Raw genomic sequence first — 13105 nt, forward strand, 5'->3', positions numbered from 1 at the left:
GTCCTGCCTCAAGTTCTTCCAATGGAGCGAGGTTTCTCAGTCTTCGATGACGGCCAGCTCGCCGTCGGCATGCAGGGAGCGCAGGCGCTTCTTGTCGAACTTGCCGACCGAGGTCTTGGGCAACTCGGAGACGAAGCTCCAGCGCTCAGGCAGCCACCACTTGGCCACCTTGTCCTCGAGGAACTCACGGAGCTGAGCAGGCGTGATTTCCCTGCCCTCGCGTACGACGATTACGGCCAGTGGACGTTCTTGCCACTTCTCGTCTGGGACCCCGATCACGGATGCCTCCAGAACGTCTGGGTGGCCGGCAAGCAGTAGCTCGAGCTCAACGGAGGAGATCCACTCTCCGCCGGACTTGATCACGTCCTTGGTGCGGTCGGTCAGCGTTACGAAGCTCCGGTCATCGATCCGACCGACGTCGCCGGTGCGCAACCAGCCGTCCTGGAACTTCTCCCCGTCATCCTCCTCACCGAAGTACGAGCCGGTGATCCAAGGCCCGCGCACCTGCAGCTCACCGACCGTCTCACCGTCGTGCGGCAGCTCGTGGCCCGCGTCGTCGACGATTCTCAGCTCCACTCCTGCGACCGGACGTCCCTGGGTGGCGCGTAGCCGCCATCGCTCCCGCGGTTCGAGCGTGGCGGGCGGACGTGCGATGGCGGCCAACGGGGAGGTCTCGGTCATGCCCCAGGCCTGGACGATCTGGACGCCGTACTTCTCCTCGAATGTCTGCATCAGGTGCAGGGGCACCGCGGAGCCACCGCAGGCGACCAAGCCGAGGGAGGAGACGTCGTGGCCCGGGTTCGACTCCAGGAAGTTCAGGACGTCGTTCCAGATCGTCGGGACCGCGCCCGCGATCGTCGGCTTCTGGGCACTGATCAGCTGCACGAGCGGTTCGGCCTGCAAGAACCGCTCGGGCATGAGCAGGTCGGCGCCAGCCATGAATGCGGCATAGACCAGACCCCAGGCGTTGGCGTGGAACATCGGCACGATGGTGAGGATGCGGTCATCGGAGGTGACCCGGAGTCCGTCTGCGGCGCAGGCCGCCATCGAGTGCAGGTAGGTCGACCGGTGGCTGTAGGCCACGCCCTTGGGGTTGCCGGTGGTGCCGGAGGTGTAACACATGGCTGCTGCAGAGTGCTCATCGATCTCAGGCCAGTCGAAGGTCTCGGGCTGAGCGGATATGAACTCCTCGTAACCCACGACTGTGACCCCGTCGTGGCGCAGCGGGGCGAGGTCCACGTCGCCGGTCACGACGACGGTGTGCACGCTGGTGATCTGCGGCAGCACGGGCGCCAGGAGGGGGGCCAGGCTGCCATCGAGAATCACGACCTGGTCCTCGGCGTGGTTGCCAATGTAGACGAGCTGTTCTGAGGTGAGCCGAGGGTTGAGGGTGTGCAGCACCGCGCCCATCGAGGGCACCGCGCAGTAGGCCTCTACGTGTTCTTGGTTGTTCCACATGAAGGTCGCGACCCGCTCATCGCTCGTGATCCCGCAACCTCGGAGCGCGTTGGCCAGCTGGGCTGATCTCTGTCCGACCTCAGCGAACGTGCCGACCTTCACGGTCCCGTCGGGCTGCAAGGTCCGCACGGTCGCCGAGCCGTGCACGCTCGAGCCGTGGCGCAGGATCGCCGTGGTCGTCAACGGAACGTTCATCATCGTGCTCTTCATGGCATTCCTTTGTTCTTGAGTGCATTCGATCGGGCAGCGAACCGGAGGGAATCGTCAGGCGTCTAGACAACGGCGGGCGGTCAGTGATCTTCGGCGGTCAGGGAGGTTGCGGCGAGTTCCAAGGACTCGACCAGACGCAACTCGACCTCTGGTAGACGACTGGCCGTCAAGGCCACGGCGTCAGCTCTGGTTCGTGCCTCAGCGTCGCGCTGGATCGCGGCGCGTGCGGTGTCGGTCCACGTCTGCGCACAACGTGTGGCGGCGACGGCCAGCTCTGCGGTGGCACGGTCACCAGTCAGTCGTGCGACCTCGGCGCAGCCATCGGCGAGCAAGCGTCGGAACAGCCCGCCGCCGGTGCCTGCCTTCTCGATGAAAGCGCCGAGGCTGAACAGGAGGATCTCGAGATCATCTTCCGGAAGATCGGCCCAGATCCGAACGTCAGCGGCCAGCTCCGCGGCGGCGGCCAGGCCCTCGGCACCGACCCCTGCTGCGGTGGGATCGGCGATGCTGGCCCGTGACGGGCGGCGCATGTTGGCCGCGGACTGGCGGAACGCCGCTGCCGCAGCGTCAGCAACTGCAGGGAGGTCGCTCGGCCAAGTGATGCGGTAGGTGCAGTGACGCGTCGGCTGTGGGAACGACGTCGAGGACCTTGCCCGAGCTAGCGCGTCGAGGGGGACCTCCTGCACCTCGGCACGGTCGTTGTCCACGACGAAGGCAACCCCCGCAGTCTCGTCATAGCCGATCACCACAATGTCGTGCCGGCTCATTTGCAGCTGGACCCGCAGGTAGGGCAATTCGGCGATGTCGCCCCACACGAGGCTGGGGCGTCCGGCGTCGACCTCGTCGCGAACCCAGGACCATCCCTCCCGGGGATCGTCGGTGGTGAGAACTTGGACCTGCCCGCCGAGCCGGTGGGGTAAGTCGATTTCGAAATCGGCGCCTCGTCCCACCAGGTACAGCGGTGGCACGAGGTCGCTCGATCGGAGGTACGACAGCCCCAGAGCGCCGCCAAGCGCGAACACCAGGCCTTCATCAGGCGGTCCGTCCCACCCCAGACCGTGCCAATGCAGGAGATCACGCATCGCACCCGAACCACAGTGCCCGCCCATCCGATGGGGGTAGTCCTGAATCAGGGTCCTGCGGGGCATGTATACGTCCTTGGAGTAGGTCCGGTCCGACGGGTCGGAGGTCGGAGGTCGGAGGGTCAGCTGTTCCGGATTCGGTCCAGGTAGGCCTGACGGGCCCCCATGTCGACGTCGTCGAGGAACACCGAGTCCGTGCCCAGGGCCGAGCCGAGCCCGGAGGCCACCCGTCCGGGCACGAACTTCATCGCCGCGACCACGCCGCCGGCGAGGCGGGTGACGCGCACGAAGGGACGTGGACTCTCGATCAGGTCGGCCGTCGCCCGAGCAATCTCCTCGGGCTCGGCGTTGCGCAGTCCCTTGGCTCCGGCCGTTCCGGCGACGAGCTCAGTGTTGGTGAACGTGGGCCGGACTGTGGACAGTTGGACCCCGGACTTGCGGTATTCCTGGCGTGCTGCCTCGGTGAACCCGATGACGGCGAACTTGGTGCCGCAGTAGGTCGCGAGACCGGGCACGGCGAGCTCGCCGGCCAGCGAAGCGGTGTTGATGATGTGCCCGGCACGCCGCGGCAGCATCCGCTGCAGGGCGAGCTTGGTCCCGAAGATGACTCCGAGGACGTTGATCTCGACCTGCCGCCGGGTCACCGCGTCGTCTTCCTCGTGAACGTGCCCGGTGGGCATGATGCCCGCATTGTTGATCAGTACATCGAGGGGGCCGAGGTGCTCCTCGACCATGTCGAGGAAGTTGCGGCAGGAGTCGGGGTCGGTGACGTCGAGGCGGGTGACAACTTCCACCCCGAGTTCGTCGGCTGCCTCCTTGAGCCGCGCCTCGTCGACGTCGCCGATGGCGACGCGGTGGCCTCGTCGGATCAGCTCTTTGGCGGTTTGATAGCCGATGCCGCGGGCTCCGCCGGTGATCGCCACGGTCTTGGCGGCGGTACGTGTGCTGCTCGTCCTCACTTGCTGTGCTCCTTGTTCAGGCCGAGGCGTTGCCGCAAGCCGCGACCGGCTGCCGCGCGCAACATTCTTCCGGCGATGGCCGTACGCCGGGAGGAGTACGGGTACCACGTGAGTTCTCGCGCCAGGACGGGGATCCGCGGCTCGGTCACCGCCTGAACCCGGCAGTACTTGTGCAGCCCATAGGCGCCTCCGAGCCGGGCACCGATACCCGAGGCCTTCCACCCACTGTGTGGCAGTGTCATGGCGAAGAGGTTGCTGAAGACATCGTTGATGTTGACCGCACCCGCATCCAGGCGTCGAGCGATGCGCCGCGCGCGAACGTGGTCGCGAGTCCACACCGTCGCGGACAGGCCGTACGCCGAGTCGTTGGCCAGGCGGATGGCCTCGTCTTCATCGGCGACCCGCATCACCGGGATCGTTGGGCCGAAGGTCTCCTCGGTCATGCATGTCATCGTGTGGTCCACGTCGACCAGGACGGTCGGAGCGTAGTAGTTCCCGACCGCACCCCGAGTGCCGCCGGCCATGACCTGCGCACCGGCCGCCACCGCCTCGCTGACGTGGCGATCCGCGATCTCGACCTGTGTCGAGGTGACCATCGCGCCGACTTCGTCTCCTGGCGCTGCGCCCTGGGTCAGGGACCGCACCCGCTGCGTCAACCGGGCCACGAATTCGTCGTAGATCTCAGAGACCACATACACCCGTTCGACGGAGATGCAGACCTGACCCGCGTTGAACAGACCGCCCCACGCGATCCCCTCCACCGCGCGAGCAATGTCGGCGTCCTCGAGCACGATCGCCGGATCCTTGCCGCCCAGCTCCAGGCTCACCGGCTTCAAGTGCTCAGCACAGCGGATCGCGACCGCGCGCCCCGTGGCTGTGGAGCCGGTGAACTGCACGAAGTCAGCGGCGTCCACTACGGCGGCACCGGTTTCGCCGGCACCCACGACATGCGCCAGAACCGGGGGGGCGCCGATCTCGTGCCAGCCCTCGACGACCCGCGCACACGTCAGTGGCGTCTCCTCCGAGGACTTCGCCAGGACCGCGCAACCGGCAGCCAACGCGGGCGCTGCGTCCATGAGGAAGAGGGTGATTGGGAAGTTCCACGGCGTGATGAGCCCAACCACCGGGTAGGGGTGGTAGGTCTTGGACAGCCGCTTCGGCAGACTCAGCAGACCCGAGGACCTGACCTTCTCGCCTGCAAGAAACTCCTCGGCATGATCGGCGTAGTAGGTGATGAACTCGCACGACGCCGTCGTCTCCACCAGGGCGTCAGGGCGCACCTTGCCTGTCTCGGCTTGCAGCAGGTCGGTGAGCTCATCGGTGTGAGCCAGGATCCAGTCCCGCCATCGATGCAACCACCTGGCGCGTTGCCGCGGGCCAGTTTCGGCCCACCCGACCTGAGCGCGACGGAGGTCGTCGACGATGCGGTTCACGGCCTTGTGATCATCCACGGGAACGGTTGCGACCAGGCGTCCGTCGGCTGGGTTGCGCACGTCCAGAGCGCCTGCGGTGGTCGTCGTGCTCATCGGGCCTCCAGGGGTGAGTCAGACCTGCGGGAGATCCCGTCGGGCTGGGTCTGGCTGGTGGGTGTGTCGGTGAAGGCGTCGGCGATCGCGTGCGCGGAGGCACCCATCAGCAGTCCATAGGTATTCCGAAGCTCGGTCAGGATCGCGATCAAGGGCAGGTCGTCGAAGACGCCGCGCTCGCGAACGTATTCCATGTGTTGGGTTCCGTCGGCGGTGAAGGCGTGCAGGAGGGCGTCGTGCTCGCCGTCGAACTCCACCGGAGGTACACCGAAACGCGCACACAACTCGGTGTTGAAAGCCGGCGTCGCCTTGAGCCACCTGCCGTCGATGTAGAGATTGCTGTAGCCGTGATAGACGAATAGGTCCGTGCCGCCCATGAGCGCTCGCAATGATTCGGTCTGCAGATGATTGCGGACGTCAGCAAAGCCCAGCCGCGCCGGAATACCGGCCGCACGGCACACCGCGGTCAAGAGGACCGCCTTCGGGACACAGTAGGCGCGGCCGGCTTCGAGGACGAAGCTCGCACGATAGTGGGCGGGATCGTCCGAAACCGTGTATGGGTTGTACCAAACCTCGTCGCGGACAGCGGCGAAGAGGCGCTTTGCCTTGTCCCGGTCGGTGCTCGCATCTCCTATCGCGGCCGCGGTAAACGCGCGGACGGCCTCGTGCTCGATGTCGAGGAAGTCCGTCGCCACCAAGAACGACGCTGGCGCCTGCCTCACCTGCGCTCCAGTGTGATTGGCAACCCGTCGACAGGAATGGGTAGCGAGGTGTTGTCCCATCTTGCTTCGTAGTGGTCGGGGACCGTCCAGGTGTAGTTGCGAAGCATCTGGTGCAGGATCGCCTTGACCTCAAGGGTCCCGAAGTGAAGACCGATGCACTTGTGTACCCCTCCACCGAAGGGAATCCACCCAAAGCGGTGCTGCTGGTCCTCACGCCGCGACTCGCTGAAGCGGTCAGGGTCAAAGGTGTCGGGATCGGTCCAGCACGACTCGTCGAAGTGGTTCCCCGCCGGAGCCACGGCCACCAGGGTGTCCGCCGGGATGTGGTGTCCGGCGATCTCGACAGCCTCGACCGTCTTGCGCATCACGATCGGCACTGGCGCCACCAGACGCAGTGTCTCCTTGATCACCAGATCGAGAGTCGCCAGCGACTCCAGGTCGTCGATGTCCGGGGCCTGTTCACCGAGTTGGTCGGACTCGGCTCGAGCCCTTTCCTGCCACATCGGGTGCTTGGCGAGGAAGTAGGCGGCGGCAGTAGTGATAGTCGAGGTGTCGTGGGCGGCCATCATCAAGAAGATCATGTGGTTGACGACGTCCTCGTCGGTGAAGGCCTCGCCTTCAGCCGTGCGCGCATGGCACAGTCCTGCGAAGAGGTCGTTGCCCTGGGCGCTGCGGGCCGCGGGCAGGTGCCGCGCAAAGTAGGCCTCGAGGAGGGCCCGCCCGCGGACCCCGGCTCGCCAGCGGGTCCCCGGCAGCGGGATGCGGACGATCGAGCTCGCTGCGCGGACGGTGGCCACGAAGGCGTCGTTGATGGCGTCGGTGTCCTCGCTTCCGCCCCGCCCTGCCATGAAGACCTCGGTTGCGATGTCGAGAGTCAGGCTCTTCAGCAGGGGGTAGATGCGCGTGGACTTGCCCGTGGGCCACCCGGGGATGCTGGACTCGAGGGTCGGTCCGAGCTGGTTGACGTAGCCGGCGAGCCGGTCGCGGGTGAACGCCTCCTGCATGATGCGTCGATGCATCTGGTGTTCGTCGAAACTCATCAGCATCAGGCCCCGGTGGAAGAAGGCGTCGATGAGATAGGTCCACCCGTCCTGGGAAAAGGACTTTGCCTTGGTAGTCAGTGCCTTCTGTGTGGCATCCGGGCCGGCCACGACCACCATTTTGGTGCCGAAGGCGCCCATCCAGGAGACCGGTCCGAATCGCTGGTACCTGGCACGAGTGAAGTCCGAGCCGAACCGGAGGTAGTCCAAGGTGTGCCCGAGAAGCGGAAGGCCGGCGGTCCCATGAACCGGCTTGAGCCCGGACCCAGCCGGGGTCGGGGCGAGCTCCTGGACCGGCCACTGGTCACTGGCCCCACGCAGGGCAGTGTCGACCCGACTCGGCAGGGGCGCCAGGAGCACCGACGAGAGCCGCCCGCGCCCCCTCGGCAACGGGAGCTGGAGGACGTTCGTCACTAACGTTCCTTTCCGAAATGCAGGTCAAGATCGCTGTCGTCGTACCCATCGCCCCAAGGACCCGTCTTCTCAGGCGGAGCCGGCGAGCACCAGTTCGGCCCGGTCGATGGGAAGTTGCTGTGTGATGGTCCGCTTGCTGAACATGAAGTCGCGGGGGCGGTTGATGCAGTCGGCGGCGATGAGCACGCCGGCACGGAGGTAGAAGCAGGTGAAGTCGCGGTCCCGCGCGGGGTCGCCGCTGAGGACGACTTCGTCGTACCCGGTGTTGAGGCCGGCGATCTGGAGCTTGAGATCGTATTGATCCGACCAGAACCATGGAAGCGCCGCTATCTCCTTGGGCTTCCCGCAGACGGTCGCGGCGGCAACTTTGGCCTGCTCGCCCGCGCTCGGCACGGACTCCAGGCGAATGCGACGGCCGTAGCGGGCCATCTCCTGACACGTGCAGTCACCGGCGGCCACGATGTCCGGGTCGCTGGTGCGCGCGTGGGAGTCGATCAGCACGCCGTCGTCTACTACCAGGCCCGCGGCGGCGGCGAGCTCGGTGTTCGGCTCAACGCCGATGCCGACAATGACGAGGTCGGCTGGGATTGATTCGCCGCCGGCCAGGACCACTTCGCGGACCTGGCCGTCGCCGGACAGAGCCTCGACCAGTGCGCTCGTCCGGATGTCGACCCCCTCGCTGCGGTGGATCCGGTCGAAGAACGCTGAGACCTCGGGGGCGGTGACTCGTTCGAGGACGCGATTGGTCGCCTCGAGGACGGTGACCTCCAAACCCAGGGCACGCAGGGAGGAGGCCGTCTCCAGCCCGATGTACCCACCACCCACGATCACGGCCCGACGCGCGGCGACGGCGGCCTCTCGGATCAAGTCGACGTCCGCGGCGGTGCGTAGGTAGTGGACTCCTGGTAGGTCGGCTCCCGGGGTGGGGAGCCGTCGAGGGCGGGCGCCCGTGCACAGGGCGAGCTTGTCGTAGGGCAGCGCGTCGCCTGTGCTCAGCAAGAGGTGGCCTGCCGAGCGGTCGATCGCCTCCACCGTCGCGTCCAGGAGTTGGATTCCCTGCTTGGTGTAGAACTCCGCGCTGCGGATCGCCAGCTCGTCGAGTGTACTCTTGACGGCCAGGTAGGCCTTCGACAGCGGAGGGCGCTGGTAGGGCAGCGCCGACTCGTCGCCGATGACGATGATCTCCCCCGTCCACCCTTCCTGGCGCAGACTGGCCGCGAGTTGAATCCCGGCATGGCTGGCCCCGACGATGACGACTCGCTGCAAGGTCATGCGCCGGTGTTCGGGGTGAGGCGGACCATCATTTTGCTGATACCCCTCACGAAGTTGGACTGCACGTACTCAGGCTCACCGACGACCTCGACGTTCTCGAAGCGAGGAAGCAACTCTTCCCAGAGGATCCGCAACTGCAGCTCGGCCAGCCGATTGCCCATGCAGCGATGGACGCCGAACCCGAAGGAGATGTGGTTGCGTGCGTTGCTCCGGTCGATGATCAACTCATCGGGCCGATCGAACACCCGCTCGTCTCGGTTGCCCGAGGCGTACCACATCACGACCTTGTCGCCCTTGCGGATGAACTGGCCGTTCAGCATAGTGTCGGCCTTGGCGACCCGGCGCATATAGGCGAGCGGTGTCTGCCACCGGATGATCTCCGAGACCATGTTGGGGATCAGGTCGGGGTTCGCCTTCAGCTTCTCGAACTGGTCCGGGAACTGGTTGAGCGCCAAGACACCCCCACTCATCGAGTTGCGGGTCGTGTCGTTGCCCCCGACGATCAGCAACACCAAGTTGCCCAGGAACTCCATCGGACGGTCGATCAGGTCCTTGGTGTCCTCGTTGCTCTGCAACATGGTGATCAGGTCGTAGCCAGGTTCCTCGCCGGCAGCTGTCCGGGCCGCCTTGTCGTGCCACAGCGCGCTGAGACCTCGAACCGCGTCGCGCATGCCGTCAAACACCTCGTCGTTGTCCGATGGGCCGCCGTTGGCCTGCTCCATCGAGGACGCGAGATCGGACCACTCGACGAGCTTGCGCCGCTGCTCGTAGGGAAAGTCCAACAGAGTCGCAAGCATCCGCGCGGTCAACTCGATCGAGACGTTCTGCACCCAGTCAAACGGCTGATCCAAAGGGAGGTCATCCAGCACGTCTCGGACGCGTGACCTGATCAGACCCTCCATCTCACGCAGGTTCTTCGGCGCGACCACACCCTGGACAGCCTGCCGCTGCAGGTCGTGTCGTGGCGGGTCCATCGCGATAAACATCTCGATATCAAGGAAACGCGGCGGGGTACCAATGATGATGAACGGCTCGGCGGAGAACAGCTCGTGGTTCTTGTCGACGGCCACGATGTCGGCATGCCGCGTGACCGACCAGAACGGACCGAACGGACTGTTGGGCTGATAATGGACCGGCGCCTCGTTGCGCAGGCGCTCGAAGTAGGACTGCCAGCGACCCTGCCGGTAGAGGAACGGATTGCTGAGGTCGATATCGGCAAGCTCGACGTCCTCGACCGGCGGGATCGGGGCCTCGACGAAGAGCTTCACCCCGTTCGTGCCAGTCGCCCATCGCCGGGCCTTGTCGTACAAATGTGCGCCCTGGATCTGCAGCTCCATGGGGATGGTCGACTGAACTTTGGCGGTGATTGCCGCAGGAATCTTCATCACGTCTTATCCGTCTCTCTCGTCGTCACATCTGAAACTCAGGCAACTGGACGATCAAGCCGTCCCACCCCGCGGAGACCGCCATCTGGCAGGACAATCGGGAGGTCGGCTGACGCTCGGGGTTCATCGCGAGCATCTCCTCCTCCTCCGCGCCGGAAAGCCCCACCAGTTCCGACCACTGCGGATCGACGATCACGTGACAGGTCCCGCACGCGGCTTCGCCGCCGCAGTCGCCATCAATGCCGGGCACCGCATTGTTGAGCGCAACCTGCATCAACGACTGGCCCTCCTCCAGAGACGCCTCGTGCTTCTCGCCGTCGTGGGAGACAAAGGTGACAACTGCCATAGCCAACTCCTGATGCGGTGCTTCGGTGTGGGAACTTAGTCAAAGCGTCGTCGACGATGACCGCTGCGGCTATGCTCGCCGAGGTCAGAAAGTTGTGAGTTCGGCTCAGAGGAGGAGCATGTTCAGTGAACCTCATTGAAGCGGGTGTGCCCCCGCTCGCGTTCGTGCAACTGATCCAAAGCCAAGCACTCGACCCAGACGCCGTCGCGCGGTTTCGCAACCTTATGGCTCGCGCAGGAACCAACGAGGCGGCGCTGGTTCAACGTGACGTCCAGGTGCCGTTACGGTGGTTTCGGGAGGTTTACCCCGAACTCGACGTCGACCAGGCAACCTTGCTCGGTCGCGCGTTCGCTGAACAGGCCCAGTTGACATCTTTCGGCCCGCTGAGTCTCCCGCTGGTCAGCGCAGGGTCGGTAGCCGAGATCGTGGAGCTGCTCACGTATCTGCCGTTGATCTCGACGGCCCTAAGTCCACAGTTTCATCCAAGTGACCACGGGCTCATGGTCGGGCTTACCGGACACGCGGTTGATCCGGATCTGGACTGCCTGGTGGTCACTTACTGCGGCTCGGTCCTACTGCGATTGCTTGACATGCTCGTTGAGGACGTGTCGACCGTCACGCTTCACCTGGGTTGGCCAGCGCCGGCCTCTCTGGCTCAGGATGAGGACGCCCTTGCCAGGCGCCTGTTCTTCGACGCCCCGATGTCCTTCCTCCATGTTCCCGCTGACACGCTCGACGAGGTCTGCCGGTTCTCCGATCCCCTGGCGTATCGACTCGCCATCGTCGATCTGCAGCGAACTCTCGACCAGTGGAGCGGGAACACGTCGTTCTCGGAGAAGGTGAGGCGGTTGTTGGAGGAGGATCCCGGACAGAGAAGTAGCCAGTGGGTCGCAGACGAGCTGTCAATATCCACTAGCACACTCAAGCGGCGCCTCTCCGAAGAGGGAACCACCTTTCGCGAGTTGTGCCAGTCATTCCTGCGCGAGCGCGCGATGCTGCGGCTACTCGACCAATCAATGTCGATAAGTGAGATCGCCACGGATCTCGGATACAGCGACCTCACCAACTTCTCACACGCCTTCAAGCGATGGACCGGCCGCTCTCCGAGCGAGTTCCGGCACGCATAACGCGGTTGGTGTGTTCTGTCCCGCGTCAAGGAGTTGGCAGCAATCCTCGATGACATCTTCGCCCGGACACCGCCTGTTGACCGTCTCTGGGGATGACGACCACGGGGTGGTGAATCGTCACTGGGTTTGCCGATGGGGTGGTCGGCACCGGGGTGTGGGTTGCTCTTGATCGTCTGCACCGTCAGTGTGACGAGCAACTGATGAGTGCACGGCACCCCCGCCGGCATCCGGGAAGATTCTGCGGGGGCGCCGTGCCGAGTGCGAAGGCCACCCAATGGTCACGGTAGAGGTCGATCCTGTCCGCGTCGAGTCGCGCTTGGCGGCGGGTGAAATAGGGTGCCCGTGCTGCGGTGACGGCGTGCTCGGCGGATGGGGTCATGGTCGGCCACGGGTAATCGCGGGGACCGATGAGCGGGTCCGGCCGAGGCGGAGTCGCTGCCGCGACTGTTCGGTTATGTGATCTGTCAAGGTGTCCGTTGAGGTGACTGTCTCATACGGATCTCGGCGTCATTCGAGTGGTGTCTCATGCTCGACCGTGGTTTGGGAGTCGTTGCGTGCGAGTTGGCTCCGCGGCGGGGCGTTCGTCGAGGCCGGGTGGCGGAGGGACCCGGCCTCGACATTGGCGGTTCGACGTCGGGTGCTGAGAGGTGTGGCGTTGTCGTTGACGCGGTCCGTCTGCTCGTTGTCGTGCTCGAGTTGGGCCACCCGCAGGGTGAGGGCCTGGATCTGGTTGGCGTAGGTCTTGATGGTTTGCTTGAGTTCGCGGATCTGGGCGGCGTGTTCGCTGCGCAGGGCTCGCTCGGTCTTCTTCAGCTGGCTGACCTGGTGACGGAGGTCTTCGAGTTCGGGCCGGGCTGTTTGGGGTTCATCGAGCCGTCGTTTGATTTCTGCCGCTTGGGGTGAGCGGTAGTACGACGCGCGGGATACTCCGGCTTCGATGCAGATGTTGGACACGGTGAGCTTGCCGTCGGTGATTTCGGGATGACCGGCCAGCAGCCGCTCGAAAAGCTTCGTTGATCTTGCGGTCGGTCTCGGTCATGCTGGCTCCGGTTCTGTGCTGTGGATCTGGGTGATGAGGTGCTCGAGCTGGGCGAGGTGGTTGGCCAGGGCGGCCTGTTGCAGCGGTGGGAGCGGTTTGCCGTCGGCGAGTTGCAGGGCCCCGCGGGCTTGATCACGGGCGGTGGTCAGCCGCGGCAGGTGAACGGCCGATCGCCGGGCGTTGGGGCAGGTCGAGCACATGTCGAGCAGCGGGAGGGGGCGTCCCAGGGTGCTGGCGCGCTGGGCGCAGAGTGCGGTCTCGCGTTGGTAGAAGCAGTCACCCAGAATCCCGGGGTGCAGCGTCTTGGTCAGGTGAGCGAGCATGGTGCGCAGCCGGGAGGGGCGGGCGACCACCCCGGGCAGATCACCGAGCTCACGCCGGATCCGGTCGAACTCGGCGTCGACGCGTCGGGCCGCGCCGCCGCCGGAGCGACCGCCGTCGTTCCAGTCGCGGTAGAGGTCTTCGAGGTAGTCCAGCTGTGCCACGGCTTGTTCGGCGGCGACCTCGGCGGCGAAACCGGAGTCC

12 protein-coding genes are annotated in these 13105 nt (G+C 65.4%); 1 reads left to right on the forward strand and 11 read right to left on the reverse strand.

Annotation, left to right across the window (positions count from 1 at the left end):
• Positions 1 to 36: 36 nt before the first annotated feature.
• The 9 genes from GFS60_RS36625 to GFS60_RS36665 all read right to left on the reverse strand — a co-directional run bounded on the left by GFS60_RS36625 (position 37) and on the right by GFS60_RS36665 (position 10414).
• Positions 37 to 1668 (reverse strand): fatty acid--CoA ligase, encoded by a 1632-nt coding sequence (locus tag GFS60_RS36625; RefSeq protein ID WP_159929429.1) that lies wholly within the window; start codon positions 1666 to 1668, stop codon positions 37 to 39.
• Positions 1669 to 1748: 80 nt separating this feature from the next.
• Positions 1749 to 2816 carry a BtrH N-terminal domain-containing protein gene (locus tag GFS60_RS36630; RefSeq protein WP_159929431.1) on the reverse strand — a complete coding sequence of 356 codons (1068 nt, stop codon included), beginning with the start codon at positions 2814 to 2816 and terminating at the stop codon, positions 1749 to 1751.
• A 56-nt stretch (positions 2817 to 2872) separates the two neighbouring features.
• Positions 2873 to 3709, reverse strand: a complete 837-nt coding sequence (locus tag GFS60_RS36635) for an SDR family oxidoreductase (RefSeq protein WP_159929433.1) — start codon at positions 3707 to 3709, stop codon at positions 2873 to 2875.
• Positions 3706 to 5235 carry an aldehyde dehydrogenase family protein gene (locus tag GFS60_RS36640; protein WP_159929435.1) on the reverse strand — a complete coding sequence of 510 codons (1530 nt, stop codon included), beginning with the start codon at positions 5233 to 5235 and terminating at the stop codon, positions 3706 to 3708. Before GFS60_RS36640 ends, GFS60_RS36635 begins: the two co-directional genes overlap by 4 nt.
• Positions 5232 to 5957, reverse strand: a complete 726-nt coding sequence (locus GFS60_RS36645; RefSeq protein ID WP_159929437.1) for a transglutaminase-like domain-containing protein — start codon at positions 5955 to 5957, stop codon at positions 5232 to 5234. Before GFS60_RS36645 ends, GFS60_RS36640 begins: the two co-directional genes overlap by 4 nt.
• The gene (locus GFS60_RS36650) at positions 5954 to 7411 is read right to left on the reverse strand and encodes a cytochrome P450 (protein ID WP_159929439.1); all 1458 of its coding nucleotides are present in this window, start codon (positions 7409 to 7411) and stop codon (positions 5954 to 5956) included. The genes GFS60_RS36645 and GFS60_RS36650 overlap by 4 nt, the downstream gene beginning before the upstream one ends.
• Positions 7412 to 7480: 69 nt before the next feature.
• Positions 7481 to 8683, reverse strand: a complete 1203-nt coding sequence (locus GFS60_RS36655) for an NAD(P)/FAD-dependent oxidoreductase (RefSeq protein WP_159929441.1) — start codon at positions 8681 to 8683, stop codon at positions 7481 to 7483.
• Positions 8680 to 10068: a cytochrome P450 gene (locus tag GFS60_RS36660; protein WP_159929526.1), complete on the reverse strand. Its 1389-nt coding sequence runs from the start codon at positions 10066 to 10068 to the stop codon at positions 8680 to 8682. The genes GFS60_RS36655 and GFS60_RS36660 overlap by 4 nt, the downstream gene beginning before the upstream one ends.
• 25 nt (positions 10069 to 10093) lie before the next feature.
• On the reverse strand, positions 10094 to 10414 hold the full coding sequence (locus GFS60_RS36665; protein ID WP_159929443.1) for a 2Fe-2S iron-sulfur cluster-binding protein: 321 nt from the start codon (positions 10412 to 10414) through the stop codon (positions 10094 to 10096).
• Between the two features lie 125 nt (positions 10415 to 10539).
• On the opposite strand from GFS60_RS36665, the gene GFS60_RS36670 reads away from it, so the two are divergent.
• A complete protein-coding gene (locus tag GFS60_RS36670) occupies positions 10540 to 11541 on the forward strand; it encodes a helix-turn-helix domain-containing protein (protein WP_159929445.1) in 1002 nt (333 codons plus the stop codon).
• Positions 11542 to 12048: 507 nt separating this feature from the next.
• Here GFS60_RS36670 and GFS60_RS38855 read toward each other — a convergent pair.
• On the reverse strand, positions 12049 to 12495 hold the full coding sequence (locus GFS60_RS38855) for a hypothetical protein (RefSeq protein ID WP_201453716.1): 447 nt from the start codon (positions 12493 to 12495) through the stop codon (positions 12049 to 12051).
• An 81-nt stretch (positions 12496 to 12576) separates the two neighbouring features.
• Positions 12577 to 13065 (reverse strand): hypothetical protein, encoded by a 489-nt coding sequence (locus GFS60_RS36680; RefSeq protein WP_159929447.1) that lies wholly within the window; start codon positions 13063 to 13065, stop codon positions 12577 to 12579.
• Positions 13066 to 13105 lie beyond the last annotated feature (40 nt).

It is taken from the genome of Rhodococcus sp. WAY2 (assembly GCF_009859915.1).
GTDB lineage: Bacteria > Actinomycetota > Actinomycetes > Mycobacteriales > Mycobacteriaceae > Rhodococcus_F > Rhodococcus_F oxybenzonivorans.